The sequence below is a fragment of the Mesorhizobium sp. M0227 genome (genome assembly GCF_040321855.1).
In the GTDB taxonomy this organism is placed as follows: Bacteria; Pseudomonadota; Alphaproteobacteria; order Rhizobiales; family Rhizobiaceae; genus Mesorhizobium.
This window is the reverse complement of the sequence record NZ_JAMYSJ010000036.1, coordinates 1-19,299: the sequence shown is the minus strand read 5'-3', so window position 1 is coordinate 19,299 and position 19,299 is coordinate 1. Positions and strand designations below refer to the sequence as shown.

14 protein-coding genes and 2 pseudogenes are annotated in these 19,299 nt (G+C 58.1%); 12 read left to right on the top strand and 4 right to left on the bottom strand.

Features of this window, described 5'->3' with window-relative positions:
• Positions 1 to 217: 217 nt before the first annotated feature.
• Positions 218 to 1,984 carry a nif-specific transcriptional activator NifA gene (gene nifA / locus NKJ00_RS29225; protein WP_352632228.1) on the bottom strand — a complete coding sequence of 589 codons (1,767 nt, stop codon included), beginning with the start codon at positions 1,982 to 1,984 and terminating at the stop codon, positions 218 to 220.
• A 1,776-nt stretch (positions 1,985 to 3,760) separates the two neighbouring features.
• Between nifA and NKJ00_RS29220 the strand changes: the two genes are divergently transcribed.
• The gene (locus NKJ00_RS29220) at positions 3,761 to 4,330 is read left to right on the top strand and encodes a hypothetical protein (RefSeq protein ID WP_023775538.1); all 570 of its coding nucleotides are present in this window, start codon (positions 3,761 to 3,763) and stop codon (positions 4,328 to 4,330) included.
• A 156-nt stretch (positions 4,331 to 4,486) separates the two neighbouring features.
• On the opposite strand, the gene NKJ00_RS29215 is transcribed toward NKJ00_RS29220, so the two are convergent.
• Entirely contained in the window at positions 4,487 to 5,323 is an 837-nt protein-coding gene (locus tag NKJ00_RS29215) for a hypothetical protein (protein ID WP_023775537.1), read from the bottom strand.
• Between the two features lie 587 nt (positions 5,324 to 5,910).
• On the bottom strand, positions 5,911 to 6,864 hold the full coding sequence (locus NKJ00_RS29210; protein ID WP_352632226.1) for an IS1595 family transposase: 954 nt from the start codon (positions 6,862 to 6,864) through the stop codon (positions 5,911 to 5,913).
• A gap of 560 nt (positions 6,865 to 7,424) precedes the next feature.
• Between NKJ00_RS29210 and NKJ00_RS29205 the strand changes: the two genes are divergently transcribed.
• The gene (locus tag NKJ00_RS29205) at positions 7,425 to 8,753 is read left to right on the top strand and encodes a dicarboxylate/amino acid:cation symporter (protein WP_023770900.1); all 1,329 of its coding nucleotides are present in this window, start codon (positions 7,425 to 7,427) and stop codon (positions 8,751 to 8,753) included.
• Between the two features lie 304 nt (positions 8,754 to 9,057).
• On the top strand, positions 9,058 to 10,089 hold the full coding sequence (locus NKJ00_RS29200; RefSeq protein WP_352632224.1) for a LacI family DNA-binding transcriptional regulator: 1,032 nt from the start codon (positions 9,058 to 9,060) through the stop codon (positions 10,087 to 10,089).
• A 504-nt stretch (positions 10,090 to 10,593) separates the two neighbouring features.
• Here the strand turns inward: NKJ00_RS29200 and NKJ00_RS29195 are convergent.
• A complete protein-coding gene (locus tag NKJ00_RS29195) occupies positions 10,594 to 11,619 on the bottom strand; it encodes a LysR family transcriptional regulator (RefSeq protein WP_352603625.1) in 1,026 nt (341 codons plus the stop codon).
• Between the two features lie 238 nt (positions 11,620 to 11,857).
• Between NKJ00_RS29195 and NKJ00_RS29190 the strand changes: the two genes are divergently transcribed.
• The 9 genes and pseudogenes from NKJ00_RS29190 to NKJ00_RS29145 all read left to right on the top strand — a co-directional run.
• The gene (locus NKJ00_RS29190; protein ID WP_023736281.1) at positions 11,858 to 12,451 is read left to right on the top strand and encodes a NodA family N-acyltransferase; all 594 of its coding nucleotides are present in this window, start codon (positions 11,858 to 11,860) and stop codon (positions 12,449 to 12,451) included.
• A complete protein-coding gene (nodB, locus tag NKJ00_RS29185; RefSeq protein ID WP_023766912.1) occupies positions 12,448 to 13,107 on the top strand; it encodes a chitooligosaccharide deacetylase NodB in 660 nt (219 codons plus the stop codon). Before NKJ00_RS29190 ends, nodB begins: the two co-directional genes overlap by 4 nt.
• Positions 13,108 to 13,121: 14 nt before the next feature.
• The gene (gene nodC / locus NKJ00_RS29180) at positions 13,122 to 14,480 is read left to right on the top strand and encodes a chitooligosaccharide synthase NodC (RefSeq protein ID WP_023784692.1); all 1,359 of its coding nucleotides are present in this window, start codon (positions 13,122 to 13,124) and stop codon (positions 14,478 to 14,480) included.
• 35 nt (positions 14,481 to 14,515) lie between these two features.
• Positions 14,516 to 15,124 carry a nodulation methyltransferase NodS gene (gene nodS, locus NKJ00_RS29175; protein ID WP_352632222.1) on the top strand — a complete coding sequence of 203 codons (609 nt, stop codon included), beginning with the start codon at positions 14,516 to 14,518 and terminating at the stop codon, positions 15,122 to 15,124.
• Positions 15,125 to 15,159: 35 nt separating this feature from the next.
• Positions 15,160 to 15,405 (top strand): annotated as a pseudogene (locus NKJ00_RS29170) (carbamoyltransferase N-terminal domain-containing protein); the annotation flags it as partial.
• 43 nt (positions 15,406 to 15,448) lie between these two features.
• The gene (gene nodI, locus NKJ00_RS29165; protein ID WP_023736276.1) at positions 15,449 to 16,360 is read left to right on the top strand and encodes a nodulation factor ABC transporter ATP-binding protein NodI; all 912 of its coding nucleotides are present in this window, start codon (positions 15,449 to 15,451) and stop codon (positions 16,358 to 16,360) included.
• A 3-nt stretch (positions 16,361 to 16,363) separates the two neighbouring features.
• Complete coding sequence (locus NKJ00_RS29160) at positions 16,364 to 17,152, top strand: ABC transporter permease (RefSeq protein WP_352632220.1); 789 nt, start codon at positions 16,364 to 16,366, stop codon at positions 17,150 to 17,152.
• A gap of 66 nt (positions 17,153 to 17,218) precedes the next feature.
• Positions 17,219 to 18,169, top strand: a complete 951-nt coding sequence (locus NKJ00_RS29155) for a LysR family transcriptional regulator (protein ID WP_352632218.1) — start codon at positions 17,219 to 17,221, stop codon at positions 18,167 to 18,169.
• A 902-nt stretch (positions 18,170 to 19,071) separates the two neighbouring features.
• Positions 19,072 to 19,299, top strand: a pseudogene (locus NKJ00_RS29145) (HlyD family type I secretion periplasmic adaptor subunit); the annotation flags it as partial.

The window sequence follows — 19,299 nt, the reverse complement described above, 5'->3', positions numbered from 1 at the left end:
TTTAACTCCGTTTCAGTCAACAGGGGGCATCCGTATGAGCTCGCAACGAAAGCAACATGGCGGACAGGATTGACGATGGAAGCGTTGCCTCTCACACGATGGTCGCAACGCAGACACGGGAATTCGGCCAGGCTGTCCTCGGTGAATCGAGTGGACGCGGACGCGGATCTGCATCGCTGCCGCAAGGCGCTATGCAGCTCAGCTCATCTCCTCGGTTTCAGATACGCTTGATCTCGACGCCGTATTTCCTCAGCACGTAGCCAATCTGGCGCGGGGTCAGTCCAAGGAGGCGCGCTGCCTTTGCCTGCACCCAGCCACATCTTTCCATGGCAGCAATGACGCGCTCTATGTCGGGGGTCCTCGCGCCAATTGGGTGTGTTGCGCCGGCACGCGGGACTGTGGTCGCGGCCGAACAGGCTGCCGCATCCGGCGGCGTGGCCGGATTCACTGACTCCGGCAGGATCGGCGCTGGTTGCAGCGCGGCCTTGCCCGATCTGCACTTCCACAGCGCCTCGGCAAAGCATTGGCCTTGCGAGCAGGCAAAGTCGTTTCTCCCGATTGATAGTCCCTCGGCCAGGATCGCTGTCCGGTGCACGCAATTTTCAAGCTCGCGAATGTTGCCGGGAAACTCACATTTCATCAGCACTTCAATCGCACATGGATCGAAGGTAAGCGTACAGCCGTTCTCGTCGTTGAACTTCTTGAGAAACTCAGCTGCGAGCAGCGGAATATCGCTGCGCCTCTGGCGCAATGCTGGTACCAGCAAGGGAACCACGTTGATGCGGTAGTATAGGTCGGCGCGGAACTCATTCCTTGCAACCGCCTCTTCCAGGTTCCTGTTCGTGGCGGCAATCACGCGAACATCGACCTTAATGGTCTGATTGCTGCCGACGCGCTCAAACTCCTGCTCCTGCAGCACGCGCAGTAGCTTTGCCTGGAACGAGGCCGAGATCTCGCCAATCTCATCCAGAAACAACGTCCCCTTGTCAGCGAGCTCAAAGCGCCCCTTGCGGGAATTGAACGCGCTTGTGAAGGCACCCTTCTCATGACCGAACAATTCGGATTCCAGGACTGTCTCTGGGAGCGCTGCACAATTGAGTTTAACGAAGGGCCGCTTGGCGCGCGGCGACAACTCGTGAATTGCCTTCGCAGCCAGCTCCTTCCCGGTACCGGACTCGCCTCGCAACAGAACCGTGGTTTTTGCCTTGGCTACGACCGCGATCTTCTCCAGCAGCGCGCTTATCGCCGGACTGTCACCAATCATCCCCTCGACATGAACTTTTTTGCGCCGGGGTGCAGGGTGCTTAACATCTGAAAATTTCGTTTGCAGCCGGTCTTCCAACTCCGGCGGTCGCTCGCGGTCCCCCGCGCAGAAGCGGTGCAACTTGACTGTCTGTCCCACCATGTTGGCAATCATGGTGAGCAGTCGGACATCGTAATCGAGCCGATAGCTTGACCTGCTTTCCAAAGCCCTGTCCATAGTCAGCGCGCCTACGGCGTTCCCATCAACACGAATGGGAACGCCGATGAAGGACACGGTATCGGAGGCCCCAAGCACCTCGATGTCAGCGGCAGTGAAGGCCGGATGCATCGCTATGTCCTCGGCGATGAGCGGCGTGTCCGTCGTCACAATCTGATCGATGGCGTTGCGCGGCACGCGCGACCGGGAGGGCTCATTGCTGTTCGTGTCGCAGTCGCTGGCCACGGTGATGTCCAGTCCGGCCTCGGCATCGCAGAGAGTGATGATGCCGTGCCGCATCTGCACTAACGAGTGCAGGAGATCAACGACCTTGGCCAACGTGAGTTCGAGCCGGGCGGGACCGGTGAGTATTTTCGATATTTCGAAGATTCCGATGAGGGCGCGCTCGTGCAATACCCCATTCGCAGGATTCGTCTCGGACGTTGGACAACCTCTTATCGCATCCGGCAGCGATATGCCGCACTCGCTGGCATTTTGTTCTGATTTGCGAATGTTGTGGTGCATGTGATCCTCGATCTCGCGCCATCAAACGTAAGCCGGCGGCATGTGCGCCCGCGGCGTCGCGAGCAGGCCCGAAAATACTCCGACGTGAACTCGTGCCGCCGTTTGGTCGAGTGCGAAGCGGATCGAACCCTGATGCATCGCTTGGCTCTCCCCTCCACGAAGCTTGGCCATGGTCTCGGCTTGCACCAAGGCAACCACACGTTGTTCTCAAAAGACTGGAGCGAGGCGGGATAGTCAATCGAGCTTTCTTTCATTCGTGAAAGGAAACCTCGCGGCATATGATAGAATACATCAATTCTTTTTTGCCGTTGAACGACGGAAATACTTGCGCCGGCGATGCGGTGCCCGAGCGGCTGACCGCGCCGAGTGTAAATGCCGGGCCGTGCCATTCACCAGCGCCGAGGAGGGGCGGGAGCGATAATAACCGCCAACGACACTGGTCGGTTGCGGCAACCGCCATTTTTCTCGAGTTGATCATGCGGCGGCGGTGTCGCGTGTGAAGGCGCGAAGCTGGCGTCGAGTACGGCTTCGTAGGCGGTGCTCGCAACTTCTGAATCACATCGTCGTGGTCATCACCAGCGGCGTCAAGCTCTACGTCTCGACGTCGCTTTCATGCAGCGGGAGCGCTGCAAAGAGCACAGCAATTCTCCGCTCTGATGCCACCGATGAAACCGCGAGCCAGAGGGATCGACCGGCAGCACTCTGTCAGTGAACATCAACGGGTCGTGCTGGACCCTCGTCATTCCCGCCTTGTGCCGGCGATTATATGGTTGACAAACCCAGTAGGCAAAATACTGTGGAGCGAGCGCTACAAGGCCCGCCCCTCCACAAGGCGGGCCGCACCCACAACCATGTGAATTGCGGTTCTAGCGCTGTCTGCTACCTACCGCCCATGAACAAGACGAAGCTCACGCTCTGGGTGGTGCTGGCGGTGCTGATCGTGATCGGCATTTATCTGTTTATGCAGGCGGACGCGCCCGATTGGTCAGTGCACCTTTGACCACAGCCCGCGCCAGCATATAGGTTTAGCATAATCGCGGCCTTAAGGCGCTACCCAGCCGTAGAGGAATGCTAGCGGTACCTCTGGAGGTAAGTGGCGATGGGGATGGCCGCCGATGGCCACGTTTCTGGCAGAAACTGCTAGCCGGCGAGTCTGCTACAGGAGTTGGAGTCGATTGGCGGAATGGCCATCGGTCCAACTTTCGTCACGAAATTTGTCTATAGAATTCCGGCTCGCCGGAATTGGTAGGCCCTCAGCGGCAACCATAAACCGCCATTATCACTTCCGGAACAATCGCCGGAATTTAACCAGGAATTTCAATTAGACGCTTTTTTGGCATCAAAACATTGTAATTTGCAACGCAATGGCTATGTGACGCACTTGACGCTTGACAATTTAATTGCAACCTTTTAGCGCGAGCGCACGTTAAAAGGATCTAAAGATTTTTATGTGCTCTCTGGAGGAACGTCCAAACAAACCTGATTTGGACAAATGGCGGTAGGTGGTGGCGAAATGCGAAATGAACTAAGCGAAGATATCAAGGTTGGCCAGCCTTTGCACCGCGACAATGCGCGATTCCGTTTTCTTTTCCCGAATGGGAAGCCTGTACTCCCGGAAGGCTTGATGGGAAGCCTTCCTACCCTGACTTCGTATGAGATCGTGCGGAACCGGAAGAGAGTTTCTGTAGAAGACGCAAAATAGCTGTTCTTTATTTTGTCGTATTAGGCTAAGGCCGCATCACTCCGATGCGGCCTTTTTCACAAGACAAAGCAAAAATGATAAACCTTGATAACGGTACCGTCGAACGGTGGCTTGGTAGTGCCGAGGAGTTCAGCTACGACTTCCTCCGGTACTTACATATTTATATGCATGCTATAGGCGTCCATGCCGATTTCGTAAGGGCTGAGGTAGAAGACGCTCACCGCGAATGGGTTGCCGTGTGCAATCATTGGCAAACGCATCTCTTCGAGCAGGACGTCGAAAGTCTCTCATACACGAAGATTTTCTCCGTTCTCCTTTTTTGTCTCGCGAAGAGGACCTTTATCGAAAGCCTCTCAACCTATGCGAGCTCCGGGAGGCGGTCGGATCCAATCTTCAATGGCACTGACGTAGAACAGGAAGAGGCTAGAAACGACTTCCTCGGGGCGCCCGAGGCTATTGCGTCCTTCGACTTCTGCATCAACATCATAAACTTCTATGAAGAGAGGCGTATCGACCGGGAAGACCCTTTCCAGCCAAAACTCACCGAAGCCATGCGCCACGACATGATCTACTTCCTTGGTAGCGGGCCATCGGACCCTCTGTCCGTCTATATGGCTCTCAAAGCGATCTATACCAGGGACTAAGAACCCTTGCGTTTTTGCCTGACCAATTCCTTTATCTGCTCTTTGGTCATCTTCGGCGAATGGGCAATCTTCTGCACGTCCGCCTCAAAAGCAGCGTCTGACTGATCGATTTTAAGTTCGCGCGACGCCTCTCGGAATTTGTCGATCTGCGGTTGGCTAGTCGAATGCGCCTTTGTTTTTCCCGGTTCCTTCATCGTCCTCGTTGTTCTCCAGTCGGATTCTATTCGCAAGTCGTTCACTTTGCGCGCTCTCAGGTTGAGCGGGTGACGATACCGTATCCCAGTCGTCGTCATCTTCCATCGCCTCGAATGCACCTTTTTGGGCCGCCAATACCTTCATCAGCCTATCGATATCACGAGAGGATCGGATGGAGATTGTGCCGCTCAACACCATGCCATCAAAAGCGATGGTGAACGGACGGCCATGCGCGGCCGGCGGCAAAGATGTAACTTGCGGCGTGGGGGCTGCTGGGGCTTGTGCTGGCGTCATCTTTTCCTCGTGCGTGGGTGTTGCAGATGACGAATCATGCGCCGTTTGCTTAGGCACCGCAATTTCTAATGTTTCTCGATAAAATTGGATAACTTGCTCCGCTGCGGATGACGAGAACCCTTCCCGCACCAGATAGGAACGCAGGCTTTCCTCAGTCGGGGCACGGTCTGGCCACTTCTCGCGCAATTTAGCAAAGAGAACAGGACGGAACGCCGCCTTCTCTATCGCCTCTTGCTTTTCGTTCGGGTCGTGAGGGAAAAGAATCGTAAGCGCCAGTTCGCTGACTTTAGCCTCACCGTCACCAACAGCTTCAAGAAGTCCATATTTTGCAAGGGCTGAAAGCACCGTAGCAGAGGCGCCATTGAGCCCTCCGAACCCTAGGTGCTTCGCTATCACCTCTCGCGGAACGGCATTCTTGCCCTCTAGACCCTGCAGGGTTCGAACGCGGTCCAGTGCCGCTGGTAGGCTGAGTGCCGGATAGTTTGGGCTGCGAACGCGTGCCATGGCCGAGTCTCCTTGCGAGGATCACTGCCAGACATTTATCTAGGCCTGGCGAAAAAATCAAGGTTTATCTAGATAAAGTAATTTAACGCCATCCGCCGTTGCCGATAACGCGAGTTTCGACTATATCGAACGAATCGAAAAGACGGAGCGGTAATGATTAGACCTGCATAGCCCCTCGCGTTCTGGCCATCGGCGTCAGAGGGGCGGAAATGCAAAGGGCCGCAAACCCGGTGAGACGGGAATGCGACCCAGATGGACCAGCAATCGAAAGGGCGGTAGAGGCCCGCGACCACTAGAGGTTCACACCTTAGAATCGCATCTCTGCCGCTTCTTTTCAAGGCCCCTCGCCTGAAAGAGGTGACGTTATGGTTTGGGTTAGCCCGTACCACCGTTTCCGTTTTGGCCGCACCGAATTCGTTTGCGGCCACTATCGCAGCCGATAAGACCGGCGCCAGCGGCGTAGCCGCCTAGCCGTCCGATCAACGCAACTTGCCGGGGATTACCTCCCCGGCTTTTTCTTGTGCCTCGCATATCGCCAGAGCGGCAATTCGAGTTGGACGGGCTTGCGGAAATGCGTTCGCTTCTCGTCAAGCAGGTCTATGATAGGTAAGGCGCTTACCGGCAGCACCCTTCAGGGCGATGAAAGCGCGAGTGCCGTCATCAACTCCCAAGGCAATGCGGTTGCTGTAGCGGAAGTCGAACTCGGCAAGGTAGCGGTGCAAGTGATGCTCTGCACAATGCTGGTAGACGCCTTTCATGCCGCGCTTGAAGATCGAATAGAATCCCTCCACGGTATTGGTGTGGATGGTCTTTTCGCCTTCGTAGCGGACATATTCGTCCTTGGAATGCGTGACGACATCGTGGGAAGCGAATTCCTGGCCCACGCGGCGATACATGCCAGCCTCGTGAGTCATCAAGGCGCTTTCCTTGGCGATGTTGGCGCGAACGATCGGCATGACGGTTCCAATGCGGGCGGTATCGACGTGGAAGGAACGGGCGCGGCCACCACGCTCGACCAGCGTAACGACAGTGTTCTTGTGAGCGCCGCCGCCACGCTTGACCTGAGTGCCGGCAAGGCGACCTGTGTAGGTCTCGTCAACCTCGACGGTCTTGCCATTGCCGCCCATTGGGGACAGGTCGCCAGACGCCATTGCAAGGCGAATGCGGTGGCACAGGAACCAAGCGGCCTCATAGGTGCATTCGAGTATGCGGTGCATCTGGTGGGCGCTAATGCCCTTCTTAGATGACGACATAAGGTGGATAGCCTGAAGCCACTTGGTCAGCGGCAAGTGGCTTTCCTCGAAGATCGAACCCATGCGCACGGTGAACTGCGAACGGCAAGCGCTGCACTTGTACAGGCCGTGACGCTCTACGCCGTGGGGGTTCTTCTTAGACGGCTTGGTGCGGACGCCCTTTAGGGAATAGTGGCGATCCATGGAGCCGCACTTGGGGCAAACCGGGCCCTGCGGCCACAAGATGCCTTCCACATGCTCGAAAGCCTTGGCTTCGTCGTGGAACTCGGGGCGGGACAGAACGGACATGGCGAAAGTTCCTAAGTTGTTGGAATCTTTCTACCTCTCCGGATTGGGTTTGTCAACCATATAATCGCCCTTGTGCCAGCGCATTCATTCCATCATGGGTGCCACGGCTAGTCAGGGAAAGCGAAGCTCTCGGCCTCCTCTAGACCAACGGATTTCGTCATGTGGCGCAGGCGTTCCGGCGAGAGGAACTCGCCTCTCACAGCGCTTCCGAACAGGGGTAAGTTAGCCTGTCATCTGGACGGGCTTATGAACAGGCGACCTATTTGGAACGCGCTGGCGCCAGCGATGCGGCCCGGTCCAAAGCCGGCTAAAACGAGGAACCCACCACGCTCTGTGCAGCAAACCGCTAGCCAGAGGGATCGACCGGCAGCACTCTGCCAGAGACATCCAGGCCTTATCCCGCTGGTCTGACACCGCATTCCTCCGTCATTGGCGAGCCCACGTCAGTTCAGCGGATTCATCTGGCATGGGTATTGCGGCGGCGTTGGTGCAGCGTTCGACCGGAGCGCCGCGATAGGGAGAAGTCACGCCACCTCGATCCGGTCAGGGAGAGAGAACCAGTGTCAGCTGCACAAGTCCGCGGCGCGAGTCCCGCGCCCCGCAAACCCTTCTACACCAAGCTCTACGCCCAGGTGCTTGCCGCCATCGCGCTCGGCGTCGCAATTGGCTATTTTTATCCGGAGACCGGCGAGAGCCTGAAGCCGCTGGGTGATGCCTTCATCAAGCTGGTCAAGATGATCATCGCGCCTGTCATCTTCCTGACAATTGCCACCGGCATTGCCGGCATGAACGATCTTCATAAGGTCGGCCGGGTCGCCGGTAAAGCAATGGTCTATTTCCTCACCTTCTCGACGCTCGCGCTGATCGTCGGCCTCATCGTCGCCAATGTCGTCCAGCCTGGCGCCGGCCTCAACATTGATCCGGCCTCGCTCGATGTCCAGGCCGTGAATACCTATGCCGCAAAAGCCAGCGAGCAGTCGGTCACCGGCTTTCTGATGAACATCATCCCGCCAACGATCGTCGGTGCCTTCGCGGAAGGCGACATCCTGCAGGTGCTGTTCTTCTCGGTTCTGTTCGGCATGGCGCTTGCGATGGCCGGAGAGCCGGGCAAGCCTGTCGTTTGCTTCCTTCAGGCGCTCATCGCGCCTGTCTTCAAGCTCGTTGGAATTCTGATGAAGGCCGCGCCGATCGGCGCTTTTGGCGCAATGGCCTTCACCATCGGCAGATATGGCATCGGTTCGGTGGTCAACCTCGCGATGCTGGTCGCGACGTTCTATTTCACCGCCTTCCTCTTCGTGTTCGGGGTTCTCGGCGCGGTCTGCCGCTACAACGGCTTCTCGATCTGTTCTCTCATTCGCTACATCAAGGAAGAGCTGCTGCTTGTCCTCGCAACGTCCTCCTCGGAGGCGGCGCTCCCTTCGCTGATGCAGAAAATGGAGAAGGCGGGCGCCAGGCGTTCGGTTGTGGGTCTCGTCATCCCGGCCGGATACTCATTCAATCTGGACGGCACGAATATCTACATGACGCTGGCGGCCCTCTTCATCGCGCAGGCGACGAACACGGATCTGTCCATCGGCGATCAGGTGCTGCTGCTGCTCGTAGCAATGCTTTCCTCCAAGGGCGCTGCAGGTGTCACAGGCGCGGGCTTCATCACCCTGGCGGCTACGCTCGCCGTAGTTCCGAGTGTTCCCGTTGCTGGGATGGCACTGATACTCGGCATCGACCGCTTCATGTCCGAATGCCGGGCGCTGACGAATTGCGTCGGCAACGCAGTGGCATCCCTCGTCGTCGCCCGCTGGGAAGGAGAATTGGACCGAGCACAGATGAAAGCCGCCTTCTGCGGTCATCAGCTTGCCGAGGCATCAAACCGGCTACCCTCCTCCCAATAAGGTGGGCGGCCCAGGACCTGTTAAGTCGCCTAGCTGGTCACATGAACTGAACGACCGACCCGCAGCCTCTAAACGGCTCCTCACGGACCATGTAGCCGAAGCGCTAAATGTGTGAGTGCAAACCGTCACCGCCCTTTAAGCGAATGAGCCTTCCAGTATACCCGGCCGGTTTACGTCTGGAATGATGTTCGTCCAACACGCTGTTGGCCATTCGTATGGGACGTTTTCACTTTGCCACCCGAAACCGAAACGCGTTAGGCGACAGAGATCCGGCCCGCGTCAAAAACCGATCAGAATAGGACCTATGACCAAGCGCCCCACAATTGCCGATCTCGCCCGCGAAGCCCGAGTCAGCGTAGCAACGATCGATCGGGTTCTGAACGCCCGCCATCCGGTGCGCGAGGAGACCGCGCGGCGGGTCCACGACGCCGCCCACGCGATCGGCTATCATGCTGCCGGGCTAATCAAGCAGCGCTTGCGGCGAGACCTACCGCACTACCGTCTGGGCTTCATCTTGAGAAAACCGGCCCAGCATTTCTACCAAGATTTTGCGCGCGAGGTCGAAGCATCGGTCAATTTGGCCCAGTCCTTCCACGGCATTCCGCTCGTCGAATTCGCCCCGTCACATATGCCGAGCGACCTGATCGCGCGGCTCAAGGATTTGGGCGCACGCTGCCATGCGATCGCGATGGTGGCACCGGACCACCCGAAAATTACAGCAGCGGTTGAGGACCTCAAGGCCAAAGGCATTCCGGTTTTCTCGCTGCTTTCCGACTTCGCCGCCGGCGTGCGACAGGGGTATATCGGCCTTAACAACCGCAAGGTGGGGCGCACGGCCGCTTGGATGGTGTCCAAGGTTGCAAAACGGCCCGGCAAAGTGGCGGTTTTTGTCGGCAGCCATCGTTTCCAGGGGCACGAGCTCCGTGACGTCGGCTTTCGCTCCTATTGCCGTGAGAACGCGCCCACGTTCGAGGTGCTGGATCCAGTCATGAACCTCGAGAAACGGCAGATCACCTACGAGGCAACGCTTGATCTCATGCAGCGAGAGCCCGAGCTCGTCGGCTTCTATGTCGCCGGCGGCGGCATGGAGGGCGCCATCTCCGCGCTCCGAGAAGAGGGCAAAAGTCGCGATCTCGTCGCGATCGTGAATGAAATCACGCCGGAGTCTCGGGCGGCGCTCGCAGATAATATCGTCACGATGGCGGTCGCCACGCCAATGCGCCGACTTTGCCAGGAGCTGATAATGCTGATGACGCGGGCTATCGAGACCGGCACCGCTGAAACACCCGGACAGACATTTCTCCCGTTCGACATCCATCTGCCGGAAAATATATGAAACTCATGGACTCTATCGTGAGCGGGGAGTTTCCTTTCATAAACGAGAGAAAGTTGAATGATGATCCCATCCCGCGGGGTGGCCGCACCCACGGACATCAGCCGGGCAGAATGAAGCGCCGATTAGATGAACGGATCGGCCACGCGTTCACGAAAGCGCGGGGTCAATTGCCTGGGTCCGCAGCGTCAAGCTCGACCGGCTTCATTGCCAAGTGCCCGACTTACTCGGTGCAGGGGACTGTCGTCGACGCCAGTAGCCGAGCGAGGCTGGCACAGATTGGATCGACCACGTCGACCGCCATCTCCTCGCCTGGCCGCGCGTGAAAAGCCGCGGCAAGGCCTGCGACGTTGGCATTTAAGTGGGGCTGAGCATCTTCTGGGACTCCGCAATCAGAATCGGAGGCGGCAGTCAATTCAGTAGCTACCCCGGGCGTGTGTTCTGCTCGTTCCTGGCCCTCGTACTTGACGAGCAACTGCGCCGCTCTGCTGGGCAAAGGCCCGGTGTTTAAGTGGGGCTTAACATCTTCCGGGACTTCGCACGCGAAATCGAGGTGGCAGTCGGTACCAACAACCGCAAGGTCGGATCGGCGTGCCCGAGGGGCTCAATGATTTCAGGCAAAGGCGCCAGGCAAGATGCCTCCTGCACCATCATTTCCCGCATCCACATGCTTGCCGGATCAGTATTGTGAAGCTCAGGCCACTGGACGGCCTCCGTGAATGCGGGAGGAGGAAGTGGCGGCGGAAGTTGGACAATCCGCAGGGGTGTTGTTTTTGCGAAATGCTGCGCCAGCCGCAACGGCATGGTCCCGATGCGGTTGCTGCCTGACAGGACGGGCGCGATCAGGCTAAAGCCCTGTACGACGACCTCGACACGTCTCTCGAAACCGTGCTCGAGCAAATACCATTCCTCCATGGTGGGCTGCCGGGTGTGCCTGAATTTGAGCACGACATGCCCCATGGACAAGTATCGCTCGAATGTAAGTGGCTCTGACAGCTGCTTGTTCGTGCCGCAGCCTACGCATACGAGCATATCTTCGAACAGGACTGCGCGAGGATGTTTCGACATGAACACTTCCGGCATAATCAGAAAATCAAGGTCGCCGCGCCGGAGAAGCTCCTCGGGGTCGTCGCAAATAGGCAGACATTCAAAGCGAACGGCGGGAGCTTCCCGCGCAGCACGCTCTACGATCTTCTTAAAAAATACGAGCGTGATGTAATCGGAAAGCATCATTCGGAAGAGACGATCCGATTGGGCCGGGTTGAAAGCGTCGGAGGAAATAATCGATAGCTGGATGTGCAGCAATGCCTCCCGGACTGCTGTGGCGAGCCCGTCGGCGCGCGGTGTCAAAATGAGCTCGCGGCCGTTCATCGTAAATAGCTCATCGTTGAAATAGGCGCGTAACCGAGCAACGGCGGCGCTCATGGCCGGCTGGCTCAGGTTGATACTGCGAGCCGCGGCAGTGACTTTGCGCTCCCTCATCAGAGCGTCCAGCACAACGAGGAGATTTAGATCGAGTCCCTTGAAACGCATGTCATGTTCTATCCAACGTGTGGATGCGTATCATTCAAACAATCAATTTTACGAATTTACGAGCCATGCATTAGAGGAACGTTAATGAGCGACGTCAAGCTCAAATCGACGACACGGGCCGGAACTTCGAGAGAGCGTCTGGCTCACCTTCGCCAACGACAACGGCTGAATGCAGCCAACAGCGCCGCTTTGGTCGGGTAATGCGGCCGCAAAAAACTAATATGAAGAGAGGTCCTGAATGCGCCACCAGGTGCAGTGGAAGTTGTGCTGGGAAAACGAATTGCAGCTCTCCGATCACGTTGAGCTCGCCGAGTTCTTTCGTGATACGTACGGGCCGACTGGGGCGTCCAACGCAGAACCGTTCGAAGGTAGTCGAAGCTGGGCCGGAGCCAGGCCTGAACTCCGCGTGATCGCCTATGATTCAAGTGGTGTAGCGGCTCACATGGGCATACTGCGCCGTTTCATCAAGGTTGACGCGGTCGACCTGTTGGTGGCTGAGCTGGGCCTGTACGGGGTACGCCCGGACCTTGAGGGTCTCGGAATCGCCCATTCAATCCATGTCATGCTTCCAATACTGCAGGAGCTTGGCGTTCCATTCGCTTTCGGAACGGTCCGGGACGCGCTGCGGAATCATGTTGAGAGGTTCGGGCGGCGATACAGGCCTTTGGCCGTTTTGTCGGGAATCCGCGTGCGCTCGACCCGACCAGAGGCCCGCCTCGACCTGCCGCCCACACGCATCGATGACGCACTCACCATTGTTCTGCCGGTTGGACGGCCGATCAGCGAATGGCCCACGGGCACGATGATAGATCGGAACGGACCAGAGCTATGAGCCGTCCCGATTGCTTGTACGAAGTGCGCCGTGAGTGCTCTGACGGCACCGGCCGTCGCAGCGTTTATCTGACGTTTGACGACGGTCCCAATCGACTTTTCACACCGGAGATTCTCGATGTGCTGGCAGAGCAGCGGGTGCCGGCGACTTTCTTCGTCATCGGCGCCTACGCCTTAGAGCACCCAGATCTAATCCAACGGATGATCGCAGAAGGGCACGAGGTAGGCAACCACACGATGTCTCATCCGGATCTGTACCAATGCGGTTTCGGCGAAGTGCAACGTGAGGTCTTTGAAGCGAACGACGCCATCATGAGAGCCTGCCCGCAGGCCTCGGTGCGCTATGTTCGCGCGCCCTACGGCGCCTGGAGCGAAGAAGTCTTCACAGCGTCACAGATCGCCGGGCTGGCGGCCCTCCATTGGTCCGTCGACCCTCGAGATTGGTCTCGCCCTGGGGTCGACGCGATTATCGATAAAGTGCTCGCCTCTGTCCGGCCGGGCGCAATCGTACTCTTGCACGACGGATGCCCTCCCGGCGAGTTGGGCCGGGGCGCTCACGCCGGTCTGCGCGACCAGACGGTCACGGCGCTGTCCCGGCTGATTCCAGCATTGCGTGAGCGCGGATTTGTAATCCGCTCACTTCCTCAACATCACTGAACAAACGAGATCCCATGACTCTTCTTGGTACAACCAGCACTGTGGCCATATCGCTTTATGCGCTGCTCTCGACTGCTTATAAGAGCATGCAGGGGCTTTATGCTCTGCCGACAAACGACTCATCGGCGTTGGAGGTTCTCGTCGGCTCCGATCAACTGCCCAGCGTGGATGTCATCGTCCCCTGCTTCAACGAGGATCCGCGCACGCTTTCAGAGTGCCTGGCTTCCATTGCCGACCAAGAATACGCCGGAAGACTTCGGGTCTATGTGGTTGATGACGGTTCTGGAAATCGCGAAGCCTTAGGAACTGTCCACGAAGCCTACGCGCGCGACCCTAGGTTCGACATCATTTTGCTTCCCGAGAATGTTGGAAAGCGCAAGGCGCAGATCGCCGCGATACGCCGCTCATCAGGGGATCTGGTGCTTAACGTTGATTCAGACACGTTACTCGCGTCCGACGTCATTGCCAAGCTTGTACCGAAGATGCGAGATTCAGCGGTCGGCGCAGTCATGGGTCAGTTGACGGCCAGTAACCGGACCGAGAGCTGGCTGACCAGGCTGATAGACATGGAGTACTGGCTGGCTTGCAACGAGGAGCGCGCGGCGCAGGCTCGCTTCGGTGCCGTTATGTGCTGTTGCGGCCCATGTGCCATGTACCGCCGGTCTGCGCTCCTTTTGTTACTGGACCAGTATGAGTCGCAGTTTTTTCGGGGCAAGCCAAGCGACTTCGGTGAGGATCGCCATCTTACTATCCTGATGCTGAAAGCAGGCTTTCGAACCGAGTACGTTCCGAGCGCCATCGCGGCCACAGTCGTCCCGAACAGACTAGGACCGTATCTGCGCCAACAACTCCGTTGGGCACGAAGCACATTCCGGGACACGCTGCTTGGGCTGCGCTTGCTGCCCAGCCTGAATAGCTATCTCACGTTGGACGTGGTCGGACAGAATCTCGGCGCGCTACTCCTCGCCGTATCGGTATTAACGGGCCTCGCACATTTCGCACTGACAGGCTCTGTGCCTTGGTGGACAGGACTGATGATTGTGTCCATGACCATGCTCCGATGCAGCGTGGTAGCATTTCGTGCCCGACAGTTTCGATTTCTGGGCTTTTCGCTGCACACGTTCATCAACATCTTTCTCTTGCTTCCGTTGAAAGCCTACGCGCTGTGTACATTGAGCAATAGCGATTGGCTGTCGCGAGGCTCTGCTGTCGCTACATCGAACACTGGGGGAAAACAGGCCCCCACCCAAACTCCGATCACTGGTTCCAGCAGGGCAGAATTCTCGCCGCATGCGGCTCCGCTTCGCAGGCTCAATCTTGCGCGGGATTCTTCGGAATTAGTGCTGTCGGGCAACATTTGCGGCGACGAGTGATCGCTAATTACCTAGTGGACGAGAGGTGCACGAGTTTGACCCAGAACGTGAATCATCAGTTGCTTGATCGGGAATTGGCCGCAGACGATCCGTGGCTTCTCGACGGCAATCCGTTCGAGCGGAAGCGCCACACGCAAATGCTCCAGCTGGCGCTTGCCCAAGGCTCCATTTCAAATGCCCTCGAAGTCGGGTGCGCTGCCGGCGCATTCACGGAAAAACTAGCCCCCTACTGCCAAGGGCTCACCGTCATCGATGTCGTGGCGCAAGCGATTGCTCGAGCACGTCAACGGATAAACGAGCCGTCGCGCATCAACTGGATAGTCTCCGATGTTCAACAGTTTTCGACCGACGAGTTGTTTGACCTGATCGTTGTGGCGGAGGTCCTCTACTATCTCGAAAACATAGCCGAGATGCGCGCGGCCGTCAAAAACCTGGTGCGGGTGCTTGCGCCTGGCGGGCATCTGATCTTCGGATCGGCAAGGGATGCTAATTGCCGTCGCTGGGGTCACGCCGCTGGTGCTGAGCCGGTCATCGCCATGCTGAACGAAACGTTGATCGAGGTAGAGCGTCTTGAGTGTCGGGGCGAGTCGGTCAACGAAGACTGCTTGCTCGTCCGTTTCCGAAACCCGCTTTCCGCTTCCTGATGAATCGAATCTATCGCCGTTAACCTGGAGACACTATGCGCATCTTTGGTATCAAGCTGACCCATGATGGGGCGATCGCCCTGGTCGAGGATGGACGGCTCGTCTTCTGCGTTGACCAGGAAAAGCGGCACAACGATCCGCGTTACCAAGCCATCGATAATCTCTACGCAATTGTCGCCGCTTTACCGGAACAGGGGCTAAATCCTTGTGACGTCGATCAGTTCGTTATCGACGGCTGGGATGGCGAAGACGAGTCACAGTTTCAGGTCCGGCAGGCAACCAAGCAACCGCCAGTCTTGGCGTCCCTCTCGGTAAAATGAACCCATGTCCATGGTAGCGATCGATCTTACTGACGTAAGCAAAACTTATGACAAGCTCGTTGTCGACAGACTGTCGTTCCGCGTTGCGGCGGGGGAATGCTTCGGGCTCTTGGGACCGAACGGCGCGGGCAAAAGCACGATTGCGCGTATGGTCCTCGGCATGACATCGCCCGATGCGGGGAAGATTACTGTGCTCGGCGTTCCAGTGCCGGCGCGCGCGCGTTTGGCACGTATGCGCATCGGCGTGGTCCCGCAGTTCGACAATCTTGACACCGCGTTCACTGTACGCGAGAACCTGTTGGTGTTCGGGCGCTACTTCCGGATGAGCAGACGCCAGATCGATGCGGTCATACCATCGCTGCTTGAGTTCGCCCGCCTCGAGAACAAAGCGGATGCGCGCGTCGCCGAACTGTCGGGCGGCATGAAGCGGCGCCTGACGCTCGCGCGTGCGCTGATCAATGACCCGCACTTGCTGGTGATGGACGAGCCGACCACCGGCCTCGATCCGCAGGCCCGCCACCTGATCTGGGAACGGCTGCGATCGCTGCTGGCGCGGGGCAAGACTATTCTTTTGACTACCCATTTCATGGAAGAGGCCGAGCGGCTGTGCGATCGGCTGTGCGTTATGGAGGAGGGGCGCAAGATCGCCGAAGGCCGCCCGTCCGCACTCATTGACGAGCAGATCGGCTGTGACGTGGTCGAGGTCTACGGCGGCAATCCGCATGAACTGGGTGCGCTGATCCGGCCGTACGCACAGCGCATCGAGGTGAGCGGTGAGACGCTTTTTTGCTATGCACCCGATCCGGAGCAGGTGCTGGCGCAGCTACGCGGGCGCGCGGGTCTACGCCTTCTGCAGCGTCCCCCCAATCTCGAGGATGTGTTTTTGCGCCTAACCGGGCGCGAGATGGAGGACTGAACAATGGGCGAACGTTATGCGGCGGGCATGCCCGCCAATGCGTGGAATTGGGTCGCGGTTTGGCGCCGCAACTATCTTGGATGGAAGAAAATCGGGCTTGCATCGGTGCTCGGCAACCTCGCCGATCCGATGATCTATCTGTTCGGTCTCGGCTTTGGAATCGGAACAATGATAGGTCCTGTTGAGGGCACTTCGTACATTGCGTTTCTCGCGGCTGGCATGGTTGCCACAAGCGCGATGGCATCGGCGACCGCTGAAACGGTTTACGGGAGTTTCGGCCGCATGGGCGACCAGCGCACCTGGGAAGGAATGCTATGCACTCAGCTGACGCTCGGCGATATCTTACTCGGCGAATTGGCGTGGGCAGCCACCAAGGCCCTGATGGCGGGCACAGCAATCACTATTGTTGCGACCACGCTAGGCTACGCATCGTGGCCATCCATCCTCTGCTTGCTGCCAGTCATCGCTCTCAGTGGCCTCGCCTTCGCGAGTCTAGCGATGGTCGTCACGGCGCTTGCGCCCAGTTATGAATATTTCATATTTTATAATACGCTTGTTATAACACCCATGCTGTTCCTTTGCGGCGCGATGTTTCCGGTCAACCAATTGCCCGGCGCTTTTCAGGACGTCGCCTCCTTGTTGCCGCTCGCACATGCAATTGACCTCATTCGTCCGGCGATGCTTGGCCGTCCCGCCGGCAGCATGGGCCTGCATATCGGCGCGCTTGGCATATACACGGTTTTGCCGTTCTTCCTATCGGTTGCTCTGTTTCGTCGTCGGCTGATGCGTTGACGCTCTCACCATTCGTGAAATTGATTGTTTGGGCGATACCCATCCACGCGTCGGATAGGTCAATGCATGCGTTTTAAGGGACTCGATCTAAATCTCCTCGTTGTGCTGGACGCTTTGATCAGGGAGCGTAAAGTCACTGCCGCGGCTCGCAGTATTAACCTGAGCCAGCCGGCCATGAGCGCCGCCGTCGGTCGGTTACGCGCCTATTTCAGCGATGAGCTATTTACGATGAACGGCCGCGAACTCATTTTGACACCGCGCGCGGAGGGGCTCGCCACAGCAGTCCGGGAGGCATTGCTGCACATCCAGCTGTCGATTATTTCCTGGGACCCCTTTAACCCGGTCGGATCGGATCGTCGCTTCCGCATCATCCTTTCCGATTACCTCACACTCGTATTTTTTAAGAAAATCGTAAAGCGTGCTGCGCGGGAAGCTCCCGCCGTCCGCTTCGAATGTCTGCCTATTTCCGACGACCCCGAGGAGCTTCTCCGGCGCGGCGACGTTGATTTTCTGATTATGCCGGAAGTGTTCATGTCGAAACATCCTCGCGCAGCCCTGTTCGAAGATATGCTCGTATGCGTAGGCTGCGGCACGAACAAGCAGCTGTCAGAGCCACTTACATTCGACCGATACTTGTCGATGGGGCAGGTTGTGCTTAAATTCGGGGACACCCGGCAGCCCTCCATCGAGGAATGGTATTTGCTCGAGAACGGTTTCGAGAGACGTATCGAGGTCGTCGTACACGGCTTTAGCATGATCCCGCCCCTTCTATCAGGCACCAGCCGCATCGGGACCATGCCGTTGCGGCTGGCGCAGCATTTCGCGAAATCAACACCCTTGCGGATTGTCGAACTTCCGCCGCCACTTCCTGCCGCATTCACGGAGGCCGTCCAATGGCCTGCGCTTCACAATAATGATCCGGCAAGCCTATGGATGCGGGAAATGATGTTGCAGGAGGCATCTCGTATGATTGCCCTGCCTAAGAGCACCGGACGTCTCAGTTGTCGGCCGAATTGAGAAACTGACCCCTCGGTTATGAGAGGAGGCATGGATGGCGATTGGGATTGGGCGATTCCTGCATTGTCGAGAACGATGCAGGGAGAGCAGATCCTTCAGCCTGAAGAGGTGGCAGCGATGCTGCGGCGGCATGAGGTTGGCGGGGAACCGACGGGCGAAGGAATTCGGGTGCGCGCGCAACACCGTGCCTCGGCATCTAAGCGAGGGCTGGACTGTTCCGTTTCGCAAGCCCGTGCGGCCGACGGCGTTTGACGGACTGGACGATTGGCTGCGGGAGCGCTTCTTCCCCCATGGGTCGAGCCGGATGACGATCTCGATCCGCTCCAGATGCACCGCGAACGCCTTGCGCGGTCGCGCAGCACGTCGCGGCTCGCCTGTCGGTCTTGCGGTCTTGCGGCCTCGAGTTCGGACTCAATCGCGCCGAGCCCGGTGGATTCGAAGGCGAAGGCCTGCTGGGCACGTTCGAGCTTCTCGGAGCTGCGACCGAAGCGGCGCGCTCCAGCTGCTTGACGATCCCTGAAGGTCGGCGAGCCTCTCCTGGGCACGCTCGTTGAGTGTCGCCATCCGGACTATCTCGGCCTTGAGTGTTCGCTCCGGAGTTGTTGCAGTTCGGCCTTCTCCGCCGCCATGGGGACGAATATCGCCTTGAGCGGAACGATTTCGTGGACACGGGCCAAAGCGCTTCTCGTCATGACGCCGACAAAAGCTTATTTTGCACGGCCAGAGGCCCGCCTTTTGCGCCTGAGTCACTTCGCCACGGCCTATCCGGCCGACGTCGGACGCCGTCTCCGTTCGGCTTAAGCGCGCCAGTCCATGCCTTCGACGAGCGCCATCAGTTGGGCGCGGCAAGCCGGATCACGCCGTTCTCCACCCGCGGCCAGCGGAACTTGTCCTCGTCCAGCGAGGCGCAGGTCGGGGAGTATGGTGAGCGCAAGGTGGCGGCTGAACAGGAACTGCGACGGATCGATATCGTCGCGCCGCAGTCAGGCACCATTCAACAACTCGCAGTTCATACGCTCGGCGGAGTGATTACGCCCGCCGATCAATCATGCTAATCGTGCCGGAAGGCGACGATCTTGCGCTGGAAGTACGGATCACCCCGAAGGACATCGACCAAATCCAGCTTGGTC